This is a genomic window from Salmonella sp. 32100201201700099SM, assembly GCF_017572645.1.
Lineage (GTDB): Bacteria > Pseudomonadota > Gammaproteobacteria > Enterobacterales > Enterobacteriaceae > Salmonella > Salmonella enterica.
On record NZ_JAGERQ010000002.1, the window covers coordinates 178,185 to 198,946 of the forward strand.

Genomic DNA, 20,762 nt, shown 5'->3' on the forward strand with positions numbered 1-20,762 from the left:
GGTGGCGGGATGATTTATCGCATCAAAAATGCCGTAATAGCAGCCTTAATCCTGCTGTGCGCGCACGCGGGCGCCGCCAGTCTCTCTGATATTCAGGTTTCCAACGGCGAGCAGCAGGCGCGCATTACGCTGAGTTTTATCGGCGAGCCGGAATATGCTTACTCACAGGACGGTAAACGTACCGTGGCGCTGGATATCAGGCAGACCGGCGTGATTCAGGGGCTGCCGCTTCAGTTTAGCGGTAACAATCTGGTAAAAACGATCCGTGCCGGAACGCCGAAAGATGCGCAATCTTTACGGTTGCTTGTCGATCTGACGGAAAATGGTAAAACCGAGGCGGTGAAGCGGCAAAACGGCGGCAACTATACGGTCATTTTCACCATTAATGCCGATGTTCCGCCACCGCCACCACCGCCTGTCGTCGCGAAACGGGTTGAAAGCGCGCCCCGCCCGACGGAGCCTGCCCGTAATCCGTTTAAATCTTCTGATGATCGCCTGACCGGCGTAACCAGCAGCAATACCGTTACGCGGCCTGCGGCGCGCGCGTCGGCAGGCGCTGGCGATAAAGTGGTGATTGCTATTGATGCCGGACATGGAGGCCAGGACCCCGGCGCGATAGGCCCGGGCGGTACGCGCGAGAAAAATGTCACCATCGCTATCGCGCGTAAGTTACGCACATTGCTGAATAACGATCCGATGTTTAAAGGCGTGCTGACGCGTGACGGCGACTATTTTATTTCGGTGATGGGGCGGTCTGACGTGGCGCGTAAGCAAAACGCCAACTTCCTTGTCTCTATTCATGCGGATGCCGCGCCAAATCGCGACGCCACCGGCGCCTCCGTCTGGGTATTGTCCAATCGTCGCGCGAACAGCGAAATGGCAAACTGGCTTGAGCAGCATGAGAAGCAATCCGAACTGTTAGGCGGCGCTGGCGATGTGCTGGCGAACAGTCAGTCAGACCCTTACCTGAGCCAGGCGGTACTGGATTTGCAATTCGGTCATTCGCAGCGGGTAGGGTATGATGTGGCGACGAACGTACTAAGCCAACTCGACGGCGTGGGGGCGCTGCATAAACGTCGCCCGGAACACGCGAGCCTGGGCGTGCTGCGTTCGCCGGATATCCCGTCCATTTTGGTGGAGACGGGCTTTATCAGTAATCACGGCGAAGAGCGATTGCTGGCGAGCGACCGCTATCAGCAGCAGATTGCTGACGCTATATACCGGGGGTTGCGTAAGTACTTTGCAGCGCATCCGATCCAGTCTGCGCCGCAGGGCGGCCCAGGCCAGACGGCCAGTACCAACCAGCCTGGCGCCATAACCGCCGCGAATTAAGGAGATTTCATGCCGATTCAGGTTCTGCCGCCGCAGCTTGCGAACCAAATCGCCGCTGGCGAAGTGGTGGAACGCCCTGCGTCGGTTGTTAAAGAGCTGGTAGAGAATAGTCTGGATGCAGGCGCCACCCGCGTTGATATCGACATCGAGCGTGGCGGCGCGAAGCTTATTCGTATTCGCGACAATGGCTGCGGCATTAAAAAAGAGGAGCTGGCGCTGGCGCTGGCCCGTCATGCCACCAGTAAAATCGCCTCGCTTGACGATCTGGAAGCGATTATCAGTCTGGGATTTCGCGGCGAAGCGCTGGCGAGTATCAGTTCGGTCTCGCGTTTGACGCTAACGTCGCGCACGGCGGAGCAGGCGGAAGCCTGGCAGGCGTATGCGGAAGGGCGTGACATGGACGTGACGGTAAAACCCGCCGCGCACCCGGTCGGCACCACCCTGGAAGTTCTGGATCTCTTTTATAATACGCCCGCCCGGCGCAAATTCATGCGTACCGAAAAAACGGAATTTAATCATATCGATGAGATCATCCGTCGTATTGCATTGGCCCGTTTTGACGTCACGCTTAACCTGTCGCACAACGGCAAATTGGTACGGCAGTATCGCGCTGTCGCAAAGGACGGGCAAAAAGAGCGCCGATTAGGCGCCATCTGCGGCACGCCGTTTCTCGAACAGGCACTGGCGATCGAGTGGCAGCATGGCGATCTGACCCTGCGCGGCTGGGTCGCCGATCCGAATCACACCACCACGGCGTTAACGGAGATCCAGTACTGCTATGTGAATGGCCGCATGATGCGCGACCGCTTGATCAACCATGCCATTCGCCAGGCCTGTGAAGATAAACTGGGCGCGGACCAACAGCCTGCGTTTGTGTTGTATCTGGAGATTGACCCGCATCAGGTGGATGTCAATGTTCATCCCGCCAAGCACGAAGTGCGTTTTCATCAATCCCGGCTGGTGCACGACTTCATCTATCAAGGGGTGCTGAGCGTTCTACAACAGCAGACGGAAACGACGCTGCCGCTGGAGGAGATTGCGCCAGCGCCGCGGCATGTCCCGGAAAACCGTATCGCCGCCGGGCGCAACCATTTTGCTGTACCCGCCGAGCCAACTACGGCGCGCGAGCCCGCGACACCGCGTTATTCCGGCGGCGCATCGGGCGGTAACGGCGGGCGTCAGACCGCTGGTGGTTGGCCGCACGCGCAGCCAGGTTATCAGAAGCAGCAGGGCGAGGTTTATCGCGCGCTTTTACAGACGCCGACGACGAGCCCCGCGCCGGAGGCGGTTGCGCCTGCGCTTGACGGACATAGCCAGAGTTTCGGTCGCGTACTGACGATAGTCTGCGGTGACTGCGCGTTGCTGGAACACGCGGGGACTATCCAGCTCTTGTCGCTGCCGGTTGCGGAGCGTTGGCTGCGTCAGGCGCAGCTTACACCGGGTCAAAGTCCGGTTTGCGCGCAGCCGTTGCTGATTCCGCTGCGTTTAAAAGTGAGCGCCGATGAAAAAGCCGCACTGCAAAAAGCCCAATCTTTGTTGGGAGAATTGGGTATTGAATTTCAGTCAGATGCGCAGCATGTGACCATTCGGGCGGTGCCTTTACCCTTACGACAACAAAATTTACAAATCTTGATTCCTGAACTGATAGGCTACCTGGCGCAACAGACCACATTTGCAACGGTCAATATTGCACAATGGATAGCGCGTAATGTGCAGAGCGAACATCCGCAGTGGTCGATGGCGCAGGCCATATCGCTGCTGGCGGATGTTGAGCGGCTATGTCCGCAGCTGGTAAAAGCGCCGCCGGGTGGCCTGTTACAACCTGTTGATTTACATTCGGCGATGAACGCCCTGAAGCATGAATGATGTAAGCAAGGCGAGCCTGCCTAAGGCGATATTTTTGATGGGGCCGACGGCCTCCGGCAAAACGGCGCTGGCGATAGAACTGCGTAAAGTTTTGCCAGTAGAGTTGATAAGCGTTGATTCCGCCCTCATTTATCGGGGAATGGATATTGGCACGGCTAAGCCGAATGCCGATGAGCTGAAAGCGGCGCCGCATCGACTGCTGGATATACGCGACCCGTCGCAGGCGTATTCGGCGGCGGATTTTCGCCGCGACGCGTTAGCGCAAATGGCGGAGATCACCTCTGCGGGGCGTATCCCGCTGTTAGTGGGCGGTACCATGCTGTATTTTAAGGCATTGCTGGAAGGGTTATCGCCGCTGCCTTCAGCAGATCCGGAAGTCAGATCCCGGATAGAGCAGCAAGCAGCGGAGCTTGGATGGGAGGCGTTGCATCAGCAACTTCAGGAGATAGATCCGGTTGCCGCCGCGCGAATTCATCCAAATGATCCGCAAAGACTTTCTCGGGCACTGGAAGTTTTTTTCATTTCGGGTAAAACTTTAACGGAGCTAACGCAAACGTCAGGAGACGCGCTACCGTACCAGGTGCATCAGTTCGCTATCGCCCCGGCGAGCCGTGAACTGCTCCATCAGCGCATTGAACTGCGTTTTCATCAGATGTTGGCTTCAGGTTTTGAAGCAGAAGTCCGGGCGCTTTTTGCCCGAGGAGATTTGCATACGGACTTGCCTTCCATCCGTTGTGTGGGATACCGCCAGATGTGGTCATACATTGAGGGCGAAATCTCATATGATGAAATGGTTTATAGAGGTGTTTGCGCCACAAGACAGTTGGCGAAGCGCCAGATGACCTGGTTGCGCGGTTGGGAAGGGGGGCGCTGGCTTGACAGTGAGAATCCCGATCGGGCGCGAAAAGAAGTATTACAGGTTGTTGGTGCTATCGCAGACTGAATGTGTACAATTGAGACGTATCGTGCGCAATTTTTCAGAATCGAAAGGTTCAAAGTACAAATAAGCATATAAGGAAAAGAGAATGGCTAAGGGGCAATCTTTACAAGATCCGTTCCTGAACGCATTGCGTCGGGAACGTGTTCCAGTTTCTATTTATTTGGTGAATGGTATTAAGCTGCAAGGTCAAATCGAGTCCTTTGATCAGTTCGTGATCCTGTTGAAAAACACGGTCAGCCAGATGGTTTATAAGCACGCGATTTCTACTGTTGTCCCGTCTCGCCCGGTTTCCCATCACAGCAACAATGCCGGTGGCGGCGCCAGCAATAACTACCATCACGGTAGCAACGCGCAGGGTTCTACTGCGCAACAGGACAGCGAAGAGACTGAATAAGTTCACGCGCTGTTTATCCATGTCGGGGGCGTCGGATAATCGCCCCCGCTGGTTATTAAGAGGGTTTACGCTTGTTTGACCGTTATGATGCCGGTGAGCAGGCGGTACTGGTACACATCTATTTTTCGCAAGACAAAGATATGGAAGACCTCCAGGAGTTTGAATCTCTGGTCTCTTCCGCCGGTGTCGAAGCAATGCAGGTGATTACCGGTAGCCGTAAAGCACCGCACCCGAAGTACTTTGTAGGTGAAGGTAAGGCAGTTGAAATTGCGGAAGCCGTGAAAGCGACTGGCGCAGCGGTCGTATTGTTTGATCATGCATTGAGTCCAGCCCAGGAGCGGAACCTGGAGCGTTTGTGCGAGTGCCGGGTTATCGATCGCACCGGTCTTATCTTAGATATTTTTGCCCAACGTGCGCGTACCCATGAAGGTAAGTTGCAGGTTGAGCTGGCGCAGCTACGCCATCTGGCTACGCGTCTGGTGCGTGGCTGGACCCACCTTGAACGTCAGAAAGGCGGGATTGGTTTGCGCGGTCCGGGTGAAACCCAGCTCGAAACCGACCGTCGTTTACTGCGTAATCGCATTGTGCAGATTCAGTCGCGCCTGGAGAAAGTTGAGAAGCAACGTGAGCAGGGGCGGCAGTCGCGCATCAAGGCCGACGTTCCGACGGTATCGCTGGTGGGCTATACCAACGCCGGAAAATCCACCCTTTTTAATCAGATCACTGAAGCGCGGGTCTATGCGGCAGATCAGCTATTTGCGACGCTGGACCCCACGTTACGTCGTATTGATGTAGCGGATGTCGGTGAAACCGTTCTGGCGGATACGGTAGGCTTTATCCGCCATTTACCGCACGATCTGGTGGCTGCCTTTAAAGCTACCCTGCAGGAGACGCGTCAGGCGACGCTGCTGCTGCATGTGGTCGATGCGGCGGATGTTCGTGTGCAGGAAAACATCGAGGCGGTAAACACCGTTCTCGAAGAGATTGACGCTCACGAAATCCCCACCTTAATGGTGATGAACAAAATCGATATGCTGGACGACTTTGAACCGCGTATCGACAGAGATGAAGAGAATAAACCCATCCGCGTTTGGCTTTCAGCGCAAAGCGGCGTGGGGATACCACAGCTTTTTCAGGCTTTGACGGAGCGTCTTTCCGGCGAGGTGGCGCAGCATACGCTGCGTTTGCCGCCGCAGGAAGGGCGTCTGAGAAGCCGGTTTTATCAGCTTCAGGCAATAGAAAAAGAGTGGATGGAGGAAGACGGTAGCGTCAGTCTGCAGGTACGAATGCCGATTGTCGACTGGCGTCGCCTCTGTAAACAAGAACCGGCGTTGATCGAATACGTGATCTAGACGCGAAGTCATTCAGGTCGTATTGAGGCGGTAGCTGAGAGAATCTCAGGAGCTCACAACTAAGTGACCTGGGGTAAAAAAGCCGCCACTCAAGACGCAGCCTGAAAGATGATGTCTGTAACGGCGGTTCGTCTGAAGCATGGAGTAATTTCGCTTTATCCTCTGAGGTCGAAAGACAACGGGGATCACCGCATAACAAATATGGAGCACAAACATGGCGTGGAATCAGCCCGGTAATAACGGACAGGACCGCGACCCGTGGGGAAGCAGCAAACCTGGCAGCAACTCTGGGGGAAATGGAAACAAAGGTGGCCGCGATCAGGGACCTCCCGATCTGGATGATATCTTCCGTAAGCTGAGTAAAAAACTCGGTGGTTTTGGGGGCGGTAAAGGCACCGGTTCCGGCGGCGGTAGCTCATCGCAAGGCCCGCGTCCGCAACTGGGAGGCCGTATTGTCGCCATCGCCGCGGCGGCAGTAGTCATTATCTGGGCGGCCAGCGGTTTTTATACCATTAAAGAAGCCGAGCGTGGCGTTGTGACGCGTTTTGGTAAATTCAGCCATCTGGTAGAGCCAGGTCTGAACTGGAAGCCGACATTTATTGACGACGTCACGCCGGTGAACGTCGAAGCGGTGCGCGAACTGGCGGCGTCAGGCGTGATGCTGACGTCTGATGAAAACGTCGTGCGCGTTGAAATGAACGTGCAATACCGCGTCACCGATCCGCAGAAATATCTGTTTAGCGTGACCAGCCCGGACGATAGCCTGCGTCAGGCCACCGACAGCGCGCTGCGTGGCGTCATTGGTAAATACACGATGGATCGCATCCTGACCGAAGGCCGTACCGTTATTCGTAGCGATACCCAACGCGAGCTGGAAGAGACTATCAAACCGTACAACATGGGGATTACCCTGCTGGACGTGAACTTCCAGGCTGCGCGCCCGCCGGAAGAGGTGAAAGCCGCCTTTGACGACGCGATTGCCGCACGTGAAAACGAGCAGCAGTACATTCGTGAAGCGGAAGCGTATACCAACGAAGTTCAGCCGCGCGCCAACGGTCAGGCGCAGCGTATTCTGGAAGAGGCACGCGCCTATAAAACCCAGACTATCCTGGAAGCGCAGGGTGAAGTCGCCCGGTTTGCGAAGATTTTGCCGGAATATAAAGCCGCGCCGCAGATTACGCGCGAGCGTCTGTATATTGAAACGATGGAAAAAGTGCTGAGCCATACCCGTAAAGTACTGGTTAACGACAAGAGCGGTAATTTAATGGTGCTGCCGTTAGATCAGATGCTGAAAGGCGGGAATGCGCCGGCGGCAAAGAGCGACAATAGCGCCAGCAACCTGCTGCGCCTGCCGCCGTCCACAAAGTCTAACGCCAGCGGAGCAAGCAACACGTCGTCCTCAAATCAGGGCGATATTATGGACCAACGCCGCGCGAATGCGCAGCGTAACGACTACCAGCGTCAGGGGGAATAACGATGCGTAAGTCAGTTATTGCGATTATCATCATCGTGCTGGTAGTGCTCTACATGTCCGTCTTTGTGGTCAAAGAGGGCGAGCGCGGCATTACGCTGCGTTTTGGTAAAGTTCTGCGTGACGATGAGAACAAACCGCTGGTTTACGCGCCGGGTCTGCACTTTAAGATCCCGTTTATTGAATCAGTGAAAATGCTTGATGCGCGTATCCAGACGATGGATAACCAGGCCGATCGCTTTGTGACTAAAGAGAAGAAAGACCTGATTGTCGACTCCTACATCAAATGGCGTATCAGCGACTTTAGCCGTTACTATCTGGCGACCGGCGGCGGCGATATTTCGCAAGCCGAAGTGCTGTTAAAACGTAAATTCTCGGACCGTTTGCGTTCTGAGATTGGTCGCCTGGACGTAAAAGACATCGTGACCGATTCTCGTGGTCGTCTGACTCTGGAAGTGCGCGACGCGCTGAACTCCGGTTCAGCCGGTACCGATGATGAAGTAGCGACCCCGGCGGCGGATGACGCGATTGCCGAAGCGGCGGAACGCGTCACGGCGGAAACCAAAGGTAAAGTGCCGGTCATCAACCCGAACAGTATGGCGGCGTTGGGTATCGAAGTGGTCGATGTGCGTATTAAGCAGATCAACCTGCCGACCGAGGTTTCTGAGGCGATTTACAACCGTATGCGCGCCGAGCGTGAAGCGGTCGCGCGTCGTCATCGCTCACAAGGTCAGGAAGAAGCGGAAAAACTGCGTGCGGCTGCTGACTATGAGGTGACGAAAACTCTGGCGGAAGCCGAGCGCCAGGGGCGTATCATGCGTGGTGAAGGTGATGCTGAAGCCGCGAAGCTGTTTGCCGACGCGTTCAGTCAGGACCCTGATTTCTACGCGTTCATTCGTAGTCTGCGCGCTTACGAGAAGAGCTTCGAAGGTAATCAGGACGTGATGGTACTGAGCCCGGACAGCGATTTCTTCCGCTACATGAAGACACCGAGTTCGACGACACGCTAAAATAGCGTCAGCGGTTTTAGACCAGCAAAACCACCGCATCCAAAGGATGCCGGTGGTTTTCTTTTATAAGGGCGATAAATGAATTCAACAATCTGGTTGGCGCTTGCTCTGGTATTAGTCCTCGAAGGGCTGGGACCGATGCTGTATCCCGGCGCATGGAAAAAAATGGTTTCGGCACTGGCGCAACTGCCGGAAAATGTTTTACGTCGTTTTGGCGGCGGACTTGTGGTCGCGGGAGTTGTGGTCTACTACATGTTGAGGAAAACGATTGGCTGAGCAAAAAGTGGTCGGATTTGCCGCAGATTGAGTGCAAAAAGTGCTGTATATCTGAAAAAGCGATGGTAGAATCCATTTTTAAGCAAACGGTGATTTTGAAAAATGGGTAACAACGTCGTCGTACTGGGCACCCAATGGGGTGACGAAGGTAAAGGAAAGATCGTCGATCTTCTGACTGAACGGGCTAAATATGTTGTACGCTACCAGGGCGGTCACAACGCAGGCCATACTCTCGTAATCAACGGTGAAAAAACCGTTCTCCATCTTATTCCATCAGGTATTCTTCGCGAGAATGTAACCAGCATCATCGGTAACGGTGTTGTGCTGTCTCCGAGCGCGCTGATGAAAGAGATGAAAGAACTGGAAGACCGTGGCATCCCCGTTCGTGAGCGTCTGCTGCTGTCTGAAGCCTGTCCGCTGATCCTTGATTATCACGTTGCGCTGGATAACGCGCGTGAGAAAGCGCGTGGCGCGAAAGCGATCGGCACCACCGGGCGTGGAATCGGGCCTGCTTATGAAGATAAAGTGGCACGTCGCGGTCTGCGTGTTGGTGACCTTTTCGACAAAGAAACCTTCGCTGAAAAACTGAAAGAAGTGATGGAATATCACAACTTCCAGTTGGTTAACTACTACAAAGTTGAAGCGGTTGATTACCAGAAAGTTCTGGATGATACGATGGCTGTTGCCGACATCCTGACTTCTATGGTTGTTGACGTTTCGGACCTGCTCGACCAGGCGCGTCAGCGTGGCGATTTCGTCATGTTTGAAGGTGCGCAGGGTACCCTGCTGGATATCGACCACGGTACTTATCCGTACGTAACTTCTTCTAACACCACAGCAGGTGGCGTGGCGACCGGTTCCGGCCTGGGCCCGCGTTATGTTGATTACGTTCTGGGTATCCTCAAAGCTTACTCCACTCGTGTAGGTGCAGGTCCGTTCCCGACTGAACTGTTTGATGAAACCGGCGAGTTCCTCTGCAAGCAGGGTAACGAATACGGCGCCACTACCGGCCGTCGTCGTCGTACCGGCTGGCTGGACACCGTTGCCGTTCGTCGTGCGGTACAGCTGAACTCCCTGTCTGGCTTCTGCCTGACCAAACTGGACGTGCTGGATGGCCTGAAAGAGGTGAAACTCTGCGTGGCTTATCGTATGCCGGATGGCCGCGAAGTGACTACCACTCCGCTGGCAGCTGACGACTGGAAAGGTGTAGAGCCGATTTACGAAACCATGCCGGGCTGGTCTGAATCCACCTTCGGCGTGAAAGATCGTAGCGGTCTGCCGCAGGCGGCACTGAACTACATCAAGCGTATTGAAGAACTGACCGGCGTGCCGATTGATATTATTTCTACCGGCCCCGATCGTACTGAGACGATGATTCTGCGCGACCCGTTCGACGCGTAAATCTGGTACGCCTGGCAGATATTTTGCTTGCCGGGCTAACAGTGTGATACATTGCTGTGTCGGGTAAGCCATTACGCTATCCGACACAGTGTTAAATCCTCGCTTTTTTCCTTCCCCGAACTGAAATAAATTAGCGACACAGCTTGTGGCTGGTTTATCATCAATATAAATGTATTTTTCCCGTTTTCCCTTTTCCTGAGGTTGATGTGCAGTTAACGAGTTTCACCGATTACGGCTTACGTGCGCTAATCTATATGGCGTCGTTACCAGATGGACGAATGACCAGCATTTCTGAGGTGACAGAAGTCTACGGCGTGTCCCGTAATCATATGGTCAAAATTATCAATCAGCTTAGCCGGGCGGGCTTTGTCACCGCCGTTCGGGGAAAAAATGGCGGTATCCGCCTGGGTAAACCGGCTAATACTATTTGTATTGGCGATGTGGTGCGTGAGCTGGAACCCTTATCACTGGTCAACTGTAGCAGCGAATTTTGCCACATCACCCCTGCCTGTCGTCTGAAACAGGCGCTTTCTAAGGCCGTGCAGAGTTTTCTCAAGGAGCTGGATAACTACACGCTTGCCGATTTGGTTGAAGAGAATCAACCGCTTTATAAATTATTACTGGTGGAGTGAAGTAAACTTCATTAGAGATGACAATGGAGGAACCTCAATGTCACAAGATCCTTTCCAGGAACGCGAAGCAGAAAAATACGCGAATCCTATCCCGAGCCGGGAATTTATCCTCGAACATTTAACGAAACGTGAAAAACCGGCCAGTCGCGAAGAACTGGCCGTAGAACTGAATATTGAAGGCGAAGAGCAGCTTGAAGCCTTGCGTCGCCGCCTGCGCGCGATGGAGCGCGACGGACAACTGGTCTTTACCCGCCGCCAGTGCTATGCGCTGCCGGAACGCCTCGACCTGCTGAAAGGCACCGTGATCGGTCATCGTGACGGTTACGGTTTCTTACGTGTCGAAGGCCGCAAAGACGATCTGTATCTTTCCAGCGAGCAGATGAAAACCTGTATTCATGGCGATCAGGTGCTGGCGCAGCCGCTGGGCGCCGATCGTAAAGGTCGCCGCGAAGCGCGTATCGTCCGTGTACTGGTACCGAAAACCAGTCAGATAGTCGGGCGTTATTTCACCGATGCGGGCGTCGGCTTTGTGGTGCCGGACGACAGCCGTCTCAGCTTCGACATTCTTATCCCGCCAGAAGACGTCATGGGCGCGCGGATGGGGTTCGTGGTCGTGGTTGAACTGACCCAACGTCCAACTCGCCGTACTAAAGCGGTAGGGAAAATCGTCGAAGTGCTGGGCGACAATATGGGCACCGGTATGGCGGTTGATATGGCGCTGCGTACCCATGAAATACCTTACATCTGGCCGCAGGCGGTAGAGCAGCAGGTCGCCGGGCTGAAAGAAGAGGTGCCGGAAGAGGCGAAAGTCGGTCGTGTCGATCTGCGCGATTTGCCGCTGGTCACTATTGATGGCGAAGATGCCCGTGACTTTGACGACGCGGTTTACTGTGAGAAAAAACGCGGCGGCGGCTGGCGTTTGTGGGTCGCTATTGCTGATGTGAGCTATTATGTACGGCCGCCAACGCCGCTGGATCGCGAGGCGCGCAATCGCGGCACGTCGGTTTACTTCCCGTCACAGGTTGTCCCAATGTTGCCGGAGGTGCTCTCCAACGGTCTGTGTTCGCTAAACCCGCAGGTTGACAGGCTGTGTATGGTCTGTGAAATGACCATCTCGGCGAAAGGTCGGCTGACCGGCTACAAATTCTATGAAGCGGTGATGAGCTCCCATGCGCGTCTGACCTATACCAAAGTCTGGCATATGCTGCAGGGCGATCAGGATCTGCGTGAACAATATGCGCCGCTGGTGAAGCATATTGAAGAGCTGCACAACCTCTACAAAGTGCTGGATAAAGCGCGTGAAGAGCGCGGGGGGATCTCGTTTGAGAGCGAAGAGGCGAAGTTTATCTTTAACGCCGAACGTCGCATTGAGCGTATCGAACAGACCCAGCGTAATGACGCGCATAAGCTTATCGAAGAGTGCATGATCATGGCGAATATCTCGGCGGCGCGCTTTGTCGAAAAAGCTAAAGAGCCGGCGCTATTCCGTATTCATGATAAGCCCACCACCGAAGCGATCACCTCATTCCGCTCCGTACTGGCGGAGCTGGGGTTGGAGCTGCCGGGCGGAAATAAACCGGAACCGCGCGATTATGCCGAACTGCTTGAATCGATTGCCGACAGGCCGGACGCCGAAATGCTGCAAACTATGCTGCTGCGTTCAATGAAGCAGGCGATTTACGATCCGGAAAACCGCGGGCACTTTGGCCTGGCGTTGCAGTCTTATGCGCACTTTACCTCGCCGATTCGCCGCTATCCGGATCTTTCTTTGCACCGCGCCATTAAGTACCTGCTGGCTAAAGAGCAAGGGAACAAGGGCAACACCACAGAAACGGGCGGTTATCACTACTCGATGGAAGAGATGTTGCAGCTCGGCCAGCACTGTTCGATGGCGGAACGCCGCGCTGATGAAGCGACGCGTGATGTCTCCGACTGGCTGAAATGTGACTTTATGCTGGATCAGGTAGGCAACGTCTTTAAGGGCGTGATTGCCAGCGTCACCGGTTTCGGCTTCTTTGTCCGTCTTGATGAACTGTTTATCGATGGGCTGGTACACGTTTCCTCACTGGATAATGATTACTATCGCTTCGATCAGGTAGGGCAACGTCTGATTGGCGAATCCGGCGGGCAGACATATCGCCTGGGCGACCGGGTCGAGGTACGCGTCGAAGCGGTGAATATGGACGAACGGAAAATTGACTTTAGCTTGATTTCCAGCGAGCGCGCACCGCGTAACGTCGGCAAAACGGCGCGTGAAAAAGCGAAAAAAGGTGAAAGTAAAAACGCCGGTAAACGTCGTCAGGTAGGTAAAAAAGTTAACTTCGAGCCTGATAGCGCCTTCCGCGGCGAGAAAAAAGCGAAGCCGAAAGCAGCGAAAAAAGACGCGAGAAAAGCAAAAAAGCCATCGGCTAAAACGCAGAAAATAGCCGCAGCGACCAAAGCGAAGCGTGCGGCGAAGAAAAAAGCGGCAGAGTGAGCAATACCCTCTTCAAACAGAAGAGGGTGAATTATCTGTAGGCCGGGCAAGCGTAGCGCCCCCGGCAAAACGTAAACAATGAGTACATTAATGAGCGAAATGATTTACGGCATCCACGCAGTGCAGGCCCTGCTGGAGCGCGCCCCTGAACGTTTTCAGGAAGTCTTTATTTTAAAAGGCCGTGAAGATAAACGTCTGTTGCCGCTGATTCACGCCCTTGAGTCCCAGGGCGTGGTTATCCAGCTGGCAAACCGCCAATATCTCGACGAGAAAAGCGACGGTGCCGTGCATCAGGGCATTATCGCTCGTGTGAAACCAGGCCGGCAGTATCAGGAAAACGATCTGCCGGATCTGATCGCATTACACGATCGCCCCTTTTTGTTGATCCTCGATGGCGTCACCGATCCGCATAATCTTGGCGCCTGTCTGCGCAGCGCCGATGCCGCAGGCGTACATGCGGTAATCGTGCCGAAAGACCGCTCCGCGCAACTTAACGCGACGGCGAAGAAAGTCGCCTGCGGCGCAGCAGAAAGCGTGCCATTGATCCGTGTCACCAACCTGGCGCGCACGATGCGCATGTTGCAGGAAGAGAATATCTGGATTGTCGGAACGGCGGGCGAGGCTGACCATACGCTGTATCAGAGCAAAATGCCTGGCCGCATGGCGCTGGTCATGGGCGCAGAAGGTGAAGGTATGCGTCGTCTGACCCGTGAGCACTGCGATGAGCTGATCAGCATTCCTATGGCCGGTAGCGTGTCGTCGCTGAATGTCTCTGTTGCGACCGGGATTTGTCTGTTTGAAGCCGTTCGCCAGCGAACCTGACGCTAATAGTATTTTTTAAGAAAAAACCATCCATAATCGGATGGTTTTTTTTTATCTCTGGCTGGTAATATAAAAAGAAAAACCTACCCTGTAATTTCTTTTATTTATAAAAATGAGATAGAGATAAAAATATGGCATGGACTCCACGGACGCTGGCGGATGCATTAAACAACATCGCCGAATTAGATATTGATATAGAAAATAATGAATCTTCATTAATAATAAAAATGAATGATTATGGCGATTTACCACTGGCGGTTTTATTTACCTCGCAACAAATAGTTATCGAGACTTATATCTGTCCGGTAAATACGATTAGAGATACCGCGGAATTTAATCTTTTCTTACTGAGAAATCAGAAGGTTTTACCGCTGTCTTCGGTCTGTATTACCCAGGTAAAACAGGAGGAATATTATGTCGCTTTTGGCGCGTTGTCGTTAAATTCGTCGCTTGCCGACGTGACGCTGGAAATCACCACGCTTGTAGAAAATGCGTTGGATATCGCTGAAATAACACAAGTCTATTCACAGGAATAATACAGGCGGCTTACATGGGAATTTTAAAAAGTTTGTTCACGTTAGGTAAATCATTCGTTGCTCAGGCAGAAGAGGCCATTGATGAAGCACAGGGTGTACGTATGCTGGAGCAGCATATTCGCGACGCAAAAGCCGAGCTGGATAAAGCGGGTAAATCCAGAGTGGATTTATTGGCGCGGGTGAAGCTAAGCCATGACAAGCTGAATGATTTACGTGCGCGTAAAGTCAGCCTTGAAACGCGGGCGTTGGCGGCAATGAGTAAGAATGTCGACGCCGCTTTACTCAACGAAGTGGCGGAAGAAATAGCCCGTCTGGAAAATGCCATTCTTGCCGAAGAACAGGTGCTGACTAATCTGGAAGCCTCTCGTGATGCGGTGGAGAAGGCCGTAACGGCGACAGGCCAGCGGATTGCGCAGTTTGAGCAGCAACTTGAAGTGGTTAAGGCGACAGAAGCCATGCAGCGCGCGCAGCAGGCGGTGACGACTTCGACCGTCGGAGCCGCGTCGAATGTGTCTACGGCGGCGGAGTCGCTTAAACGTTTACAAACGCGTCAGGCTGAACGCCAGGCCCGGCTGGATGCCGCCGCGCAGCTGGAAAAAGTCGCCGATGGACGCGACCTGGATGAAAAACTGGCGCAGGCGGGTATTGGCGCAACTAATAAAAGCAATGCTCAGGATGTGTTGGCGCGTTTACAGCGTCAACAAGGCGAATAATGCTCTTTACGTGGATGGTCAAAACCTGCCAGCGTCATTTGTCCAGACTGACCTGGCCCGCTTTGCTGGGCCTGTTTATCGGGCAGTATCTGCTTTGTTATCGGTAGCGCGAAAGCGCTCTACCGTGCTGAGCTTCGTCGCTTTCATACGAGACGGCACATGAATGCGCGATCTCAAATGGCATTATGCCCAACGACAATCGCATTCTGGCTGAAGAGGTCGCATGGCAAGAGATAGAGGTTCCCCTATGATGCAATTTTTTCAGCGTTTGCTCGGTAAAACAAGCGCGCCAGCGCCGATTCGCGGACCATTAGAATTACATCTTAACGCCGGTTTCACGCTGGATACGCTGGCATTTCGGCTACTGGAGTCGTCGTTGCTGGTGGCGCTACCGGGTGAAAAATACACTGTCGCGGCAGCGAGTCGCATAGATTTAGGCGGCGGCAGTCAGATTTTTCGCTACTACACCTCTGGCGATGAGTTTCTACAAATTAACACCACTGGCGGCACGGATGTTGACGACATTGATGACATCAAACTTTTTGTATATGAGGAAAGTTTCGGTATTAACGAGGAACGTCACTGGCGTTCAGCCATTGCGCCAGCGGCAATAGGGCCGATGACGCTCAACTGGCAAGAACGGCGCTGGCAGCGCTTTTTTAACCATGAAGAGCCGGGCAATATTGAACCTGTCTACATGCTGGAAAAGGTTGAAAATCAGCAGGCAGAGAAATGGGACGTTCACAATTTTACGATGGGCTTCCAGCGCCAGGTGACGGATGACGCCTGGGAGTATCTTCTATTGAACGGGGAAGAATCATTTAATGAGCGCGGTGAGCCTGAATGGGTGTTTTCACGCGCCCTCGGCGTGGATATCCCGCTCACTTCACTGACGGTTATTGGTTAAGCACATACAGGGAAATTATGCATATACTGGACGCATTACTGGCTTTCTGCGCCTATTTTTTTATTGGCGCGGCAATGGTCATTGTATTTCTTTTTATTTACTCAAAGATAACGCCGCATAATGAATGGCAGTTGATAAAAAATAACAATACTGCGGCATCGCTGGCCTTTAGTGGTACGTTGCTGGGTTATGTCATCCCCTTATCCAGCGCGGCGATAAACTCGGTCAGTATCCCGGACTATTTTGCCTGGGGCGGCATTGCGCTGGTGATTCAACTGCTGATTTATGGTTGCGTAAGGTTATACATGCCTACGCTGAGCGAAAAAATTATTCATCACAACGTGGCGGCGGGGCTATTTATGGGAACCGCAGCGCTGGCTGGCGGTATTTTTAACGCTGCCTGTATGACATGGTAACGGAAGATCATGGCAAAAAAACGAAAATCCAGAAGCACATCCGGCGTAGGCCATTCGGCAATAAGACGGATAGCCGAACCGGTCAATCCCTTTGAGCGGCAACGAAATCGCTACACGCCAAAATACCTGACGCTGGCGATTATGGGCGGAGCGGCCTTTTTTCTCCTGAAAGGGTACGGTGACGGCAGCAATAGTGACAACGACGGCGATGGGACGTTTTACGCCACGGTGAACGACTGTATTGACGATGGCAATAGCGCCAGCGTTTGCGCTGACGGCTGGAATAATGCGAAAACAGAATTTTACGCTAATGTGCCTAAGCAATTGACGCAGGAGCGCTGTCAGTCGCAGTTTGGCGATTGCTACTTTGATATCACCGAGCGGAGCTGGGTTCCGGTATTAAGCGGCTTTTTACTCAGCCGCGCGATTCGTCAGAACCGTGATGAACAATACATCTATAGCAGCGGCGGTTCATCTTACGTCTCCCGTCCCGTCTGGCGCACCACATCCGGCGACTATGCGTGGCGCAGCGGCACAGGGAAAAGCGATACCGTGACCAGCCCTGGTTATATCACACGGAAAGCGTCCACCGTCTCCCGCGGCGGCTATGGCCGTTCTTCCAGCGCCCGCGGGCACTGGGGAGGCTAACCATGCTACGACACAACGTACCGATACGTCGGGATCTGGATAAGATCGCCTGCGATCACGGTTTTGACTTTCATGTTATCGATAACGAAATTTACTGGGATGAAAGCCGGGCCTACCGTTTTACATTACGGCAAATTGAAGAACAGATCGAAAAACCGACCGCAGAGCTTCATCAGATGTGTCTGGAGATTGTCGAGCGGGCCGTCCGGGATGAGCAGATCATGCAGCAGCTGGCGATCCCGCCATTGTACTGGGATGTCATCGCCGAAAGTTGGCGCAGCCGCGATCCTTCGCTTTACGGGCGGATGGATTTCGTCTGGTGCGGCAAAGATCCGGTTAAATTGCTGGAATACAATGCGGATACGCCGACGTCGCTCTATGAGTCCTCCTACTTTCAATGGCTATGGCTGGAGGATGCCCGTCGTAGCGGCGCCATCCCGCGTGATGCCGATCAATACAACGCGATACAGGAGCGGCTGATCGCCCGCTTCAGCGAGCTGTACAGTCGGGAACCGCTCTACTTTTGCTGTTGTGAAGATACCGACGAAGATCGCACGACGGTGCTGTACTTTCAGGATTGCGCGCAGCAGGCGGGGCAGGAAACGCGATTTATCTATATTGAAGAACTGGGGCTTGGCGTAGGCGGCGTGCTGACCGATCTGGACGATAACGTGATTCGCCGCGCCTTTAAGCTCTACCCGCTGGAATGGATGATGCGCGATGACAACGGCCCGCTGTTGCGAAAACGTCGTGAGCAATGGATTGAGCCATTGTGGAAAAGTATTCTGAGTAACAAAGGGCTGTTGCCGTTATTGTGGCGCTTTTTCCCTGGCCATCCGAATCTTCTGCCGGCCTGGTTTGAGGGCGAAAAATCGCTCGCAGCGCCAGGCGAAAGCAGCGTGCGGAAGCCTATTTATTCACGTGAAGGCGGCAACGTCACGATTTTCGACGAGCGGCAAAATGTTATCGATCATGCCGACGGCGACTACGCTGACGAGCCGATGATTTACCAGGCGTTTCAGCCTTTGCCGCGCTTTGGCGATAGCTATACGCTGATTGGCAGTTGGATCATTGACGATGAAGCCTCCGGGATGGGGATTCGCGAGGACAATACGCTAATTACCAAAGACACTTCCCGTTTCGTCCCACATTATATTGCCGGTTAATCATACTTTTGTGATCTTGCTCCGGCGTCAATGGCGCAGTCATGACCATACTTGACTTCAGCGCTATTGAAGGAGGGAGACACCATGTCCTGGCAAACACATACCGTCTTTAATCAACCTGCTCCGCTCAATAACAGTAACTTATTCCTGTCTGATGGCGCGCTGTGTGAAGCGGTTTCCCGGGAAGGCGCGGGATGGGATAGCGATCTTCTCGCCAGCATTGGCCAACAACTGGGAACGGCGGAATCACTGGAGCTGGGTCGTCTGGCGAACGCGCATCCTCCTGAGTTGCTGCGTTACGATCCCCAGGGACAGCGTCTGGATGACGTTCGCTTTCATCCCGCCTGGCACCTGTTGATGCAGGGACTTTGCGCTAATCGGGTACATAACCTGGCCTGGGAGGAAGAGGCAAGGGCGGGAAGTTTTGTCGTCCGGGCGGCGCGTTTTGTATTACATGCTCAGGTAGAAGCGGGAACACTCTGTCCTGTCACGATGACCTTTGCCGCGACACCGTTGCTATTGCAGATGCTTCCCACCACTTTCCATGACTGGCTGGCGCCGCTGCGCAGCGATCGCTACGATTCGCATTTGCTGCCGGGCGGGCAAAAACGGGGCCTGCTCATCGGCATGGGAATGACGGAAAAGCAGGGCGGATCTGACGTACTCAGTAATACGACCCACGCGGAGCGGCTGGCGGCTGGGAGAAGAGGGCGAAGGGATTCGGCATATCTTAAAGATGGGCGGTATGACGCGTCTTGACTGCGCGCTCGGGAGTCATGGCTTAATGCGGCGCGCATTTTCAGTCGCCATTTACCATGCTCATCAGCGTCAGGCTTTTGGTAAGCCGCTGATCGATCAACCGTTGATGCGACAAACCTTAAGTCGTATGGCGCTATGCCTGGAGGGGCAGACGGCGCTTTTGTTTCGGCTGGCGCGCGCCTGGGAGCAACGTCGCGAGGCGAAAGAGGCATTATGGGCGCGATTATTCACGCCAGCGGCGAAATTCGCCATCTGTAAGCAGGGAATCCCTTTTGTGGCTGAGGCGATGGAGGTTCTCGGCGGGATGGGGTATTGCGAAGAGAGCGAACTCCCGCGCCTGTACCGTGAAATGCCGGTGAACAGTATCTGGGAAGGTTCCGGCAATATCATGTGTCTGGATGTACTTCGGGTGCTGACAAAACAACACGGCGTCTATGACGTATTGAGTGAGGTTTTTACGGAAGTCAAAGGCCAGGATCGCCATTACGACCGCGCGGTACGTCAGCTACAGCAACGTTTACGCAAACCGGACGAAGCAATGGGCAGAGAGATTACGCAGCAGCTTTTCTTGCTGGGATGCGGAGCGGAAATGCTGCGTCATGCCTCGCCGCCGCTGGCGCAAGCGTGGTGTCAGATGATGCTGGATACACGCGGCGAAATGCCGCTGCCTGCCCAGGTGCAAAATGATTTACTGTTAAGGGCGACCGGGGGACTGCGGTAACGTTTGGCCTGTAGTACATGCCATCCTTCAGGCCGGATAAGACGCTGGCGTCGCCATGCGGCATCAGGCATAGAGTATCGCCTGTACGCGCCAGTTATCCGACTGTTGTTCTTCATACATTTGAATAATTCTGTACCAGGACGCACCCTGTTCATCGGCTTTGAGGGCGATAATCCGCTCTACATCCTGTGGGTTTCCTGCAACATTACTGACCGAGATCAGGCCGATTTCATTCAGACCCGTTACGCAGTCAGCACTGGCGAATTCGGCAGACTGTGCCGTCGTACTCACCAGTCCGGCAGAAAGCAGCAGTGAGGATAAGGCAAGTTCTTGTTTCATCGTCAGCTCCTTATTACATACCCCGCATTTAACAGGACGCTCCATCACGGTAAACCTGTTTGTTTATTGTGCACAGGTAAACGCATAGGGACGCAAAGCAATGTAAAACTGACTAAAAATCAATCTACTGTTATTGACGATACAAAATGGCTTGTGAATACCACTGGCCGGTTACAACCGTTTCATCAACCATTAAGATAACGTAATAATCGGCTTTCGCAGCGGCGGCTTTCGCTCTGATTTCATCTATTGCATCATCCGGGGAGCCCCGAACCAGCGCGCTTACGGTCCCCATCCGCTGTAGTCCTTGCGTTTGATCGCGACGGATTTCCTGCGGGTGATCGGCGACAGGCGGCGCAGGTTGCGGCGTACCCTGCAGCACGCTACACGCGCTTAATAACAGCGCTGCTATCAATGAAGCAAACCGACGCATAACTCTATCTCGTTTCCTGATAATCATAGTGTAATGCCTTATTGATTTCCCTTTAGGGGGAATGTTCCCGAAGTGTTACCTGTCACGCGATTTTCGAATGAAAACGTTGCGAAAGCGTAACCCAGTTCTCAAACATTATGAATTATTGCGCT

The 20,762-nt window shown here is 53.8% G+C and carries 20 protein-coding genes and 2 pseudogenes; 20 read left to right on the forward strand and 2 right to left on the reverse strand.

Annotated features, from left to right (window positions below; translation table 11 throughout):
* The first annotated feature begins 9 nt into the window (after positions 1 to 9).
* The 20 genes and pseudogenes from amiB to J4685_RS04290 all read left to right on the forward strand — a co-directional run bounded on the left by amiB (position 10) and on the right by J4685_RS04290 (position 19,838).
* Positions 10 to 1,332: an N-acetylmuramoyl-L-alanine amidase AmiB gene (gene amiB / locus J4685_RS04200; RefSeq protein WP_000640347.1), complete on the forward strand. Its 1,323-nt coding sequence runs from the start codon at positions 10 to 12 to the stop codon at positions 1,330 to 1,332.
* A gap of 9 nt (positions 1,333 to 1,341) precedes the next feature.
* Positions 1,342 to 3,198, forward strand: a complete 1,857-nt coding sequence (gene mutL, locus J4685_RS04205) for a DNA mismatch repair endonuclease MutL (protein WP_001122565.1) — start codon at positions 1,342 to 1,344, stop codon at positions 3,196 to 3,198.
* On the forward strand, positions 3,191 to 4,141 hold the full coding sequence (gene miaA / locus J4685_RS04210) for a tRNA (adenosine(37)-N6)-dimethylallyltransferase MiaA (RefSeq protein WP_001000735.1): 951 nt from the start codon (positions 3,191 to 3,193) through the stop codon (positions 4,139 to 4,141). The genes mutL and miaA overlap by 8 nt, the downstream gene beginning before the upstream one ends.
* An 82-nt stretch (positions 4,142 to 4,223) precedes the next feature.
* The gene (gene hfq / locus J4685_RS04215; RefSeq protein WP_001051875.1) at positions 4,224 to 4,532 is read left to right on the forward strand and encodes an RNA chaperone Hfq; all 309 of its coding nucleotides are present in this window, start codon (positions 4,224 to 4,226) and stop codon (positions 4,530 to 4,532) included.
* Positions 4,533 to 4,603: 71 nt separating this feature from the next.
* Positions 4,604 to 5,884: a ribosome rescue GTPase HflX gene (hflX, locus tag J4685_RS04220; protein WP_000460338.1), complete on the forward strand. Its 1,281-nt coding sequence runs from the start codon at positions 4,604 to 4,606 to the stop codon at positions 5,882 to 5,884.
* Positions 5,885 to 6,098: 214 nt separating this feature from the next.
* Positions 6,099 to 7,358 (forward strand): FtsH protease activity modulator HflK, encoded by a 1,260-nt coding sequence (gene hflK, locus J4685_RS04225; protein WP_000312505.1) that lies wholly within the window; start codon positions 6,099 to 6,101, stop codon positions 7,356 to 7,358.
* Positions 7,359 to 7,360: 2 nt separating this feature from the next.
* A complete protein-coding gene (gene hflC / locus J4685_RS04230; protein WP_001232417.1) occupies positions 7,361 to 8,365 on the forward strand; it encodes a protease modulator HflC in 1,005 nt (334 codons plus the stop codon).
* 78 nt (positions 8,366 to 8,443) lie between these two features.
* Positions 8,444 to 8,641: a DUF2065 domain-containing protein gene (locus J4685_RS04235; RefSeq protein WP_001089290.1), complete on the forward strand. Its 198-nt coding sequence runs from the start codon at positions 8,444 to 8,446 to the stop codon at positions 8,639 to 8,641.
* A gap of 102 nt (positions 8,642 to 8,743) precedes the next feature.
* Entirely contained in the window at positions 8,744 to 10,042 is a 1,299-nt protein-coding gene (gene purA / locus J4685_RS04240; protein ID WP_000527976.1) for an adenylosuccinate synthase, read from the forward strand.
* 206 nt (positions 10,043 to 10,248) lie between these two features.
* Positions 10,249 to 10,674, forward strand: coding sequence for a nitric oxide-sensing transcriptional repressor NsrR (gene nsrR, locus J4685_RS04245; RefSeq protein WP_001177632.1), 426 nt, complete (start codon positions 10,249 to 10,251; stop codon positions 10,672 to 10,674).
* A 37-nt stretch (positions 10,675 to 10,711) separates the two neighbouring features.
* A complete protein-coding gene (gene rnr / locus J4685_RS04250) occupies positions 10,712 to 13,150 on the forward strand; it encodes a ribonuclease R (RefSeq protein WP_000076357.1) in 2,439 nt (812 codons plus the stop codon).
* A gap of 90 nt (positions 13,151 to 13,240) precedes the next feature.
* On the forward strand, positions 13,241 to 13,972 hold the full coding sequence (gene rlmB, locus J4685_RS04255) for a 23S rRNA (guanosine(2251)-2'-O)-methyltransferase RlmB (RefSeq protein WP_001293274.1): 732 nt from the start codon (positions 13,241 to 13,243) through the stop codon (positions 13,970 to 13,972).
* A gap of 131 nt (positions 13,973 to 14,103) precedes the next feature.
* Positions 14,104 to 14,508, forward strand: a complete 405-nt coding sequence (locus J4685_RS04260; protein ID WP_000312602.1) for a YjfI family protein — start codon at positions 14,104 to 14,106, stop codon at positions 14,506 to 14,508.
* A 14-nt stretch (positions 14,509 to 14,522) separates the two neighbouring features.
* On the forward strand, positions 14,523 to 15,221 hold the full coding sequence (locus J4685_RS04265) for a PspA/IM30 family protein (RefSeq protein WP_000511979.1): 699 nt from the start codon (positions 14,523 to 14,525) through the stop codon (positions 15,219 to 15,221).
* Positions 15,221 to 15,322: pseudogene (locus tag J4685_RS22455) on the forward strand (hypothetical protein); the annotation flags it as partial. The gene J4685_RS04265 and the pseudogene J4685_RS22455, both read left to right, overlap by 1 nt.
* Before the next feature lie 122 nt (positions 15,323 to 15,444).
* A complete protein-coding gene (locus J4685_RS04270) occupies positions 15,445 to 16,128 on the forward strand; it encodes a YjfK family protein (RefSeq protein WP_000090284.1) in 684 nt (227 codons plus the stop codon).
* Positions 16,129 to 16,145: 17 nt separating this feature from the next.
* Complete coding sequence (locus J4685_RS04275) at positions 16,146 to 16,544, forward strand: DUF350 domain-containing protein (protein WP_000547737.1); 399 nt, start codon at positions 16,146 to 16,148, stop codon at positions 16,542 to 16,544.
* Positions 16,545 to 16,553: 9 nt separating this feature from the next.
* Positions 16,554 to 17,192 (forward strand): DUF1190 domain-containing protein, encoded by a 639-nt coding sequence (locus J4685_RS04280; protein ID WP_001085606.1) that lies wholly within the window; start codon positions 16,554 to 16,556, stop codon positions 17,190 to 17,192.
* A gap of 2 nt (positions 17,193 to 17,194) precedes the next feature.
* A complete protein-coding gene (locus J4685_RS04285) occupies positions 17,195 to 18,358 on the forward strand; it encodes a glutathionylspermidine synthase family protein (RefSeq protein WP_000943929.1) in 1,164 nt (387 codons plus the stop codon).
* An 84-nt stretch (positions 18,359 to 18,442) separates the two neighbouring features.
* Positions 18,443 to 19,838 (forward strand): annotated as a pseudogene (locus tag J4685_RS04290) (acyl-CoA dehydrogenase family protein).
* A gap of 63 nt (positions 19,839 to 19,901) precedes the next feature.
* Here J4685_RS04290 and yjfN read toward each other — a convergent pair.
* Together yjfN and bsmA are read right to left on the reverse strand one after the other, a co-directional pair.
* Positions 19,902 to 20,177 (reverse strand): DUF1471 family protease activator YjfN, encoded by a 276-nt coding sequence (gene yjfN, locus J4685_RS04295; RefSeq protein ID WP_001518964.1) that lies wholly within the window; start codon positions 20,175 to 20,177, stop codon positions 19,902 to 19,904.
* 130 nt (positions 20,178 to 20,307) lie between these two features.
* Positions 20,308 to 20,637, reverse strand: a complete 330-nt coding sequence (bsmA, locus tag J4685_RS04300) for a biofilm peroxide resistance protein BsmA (RefSeq protein ID WP_000586835.1) — start codon at positions 20,635 to 20,637, stop codon at positions 20,308 to 20,310.
* Positions 20,638 to 20,762 lie beyond the last annotated feature (125 nt).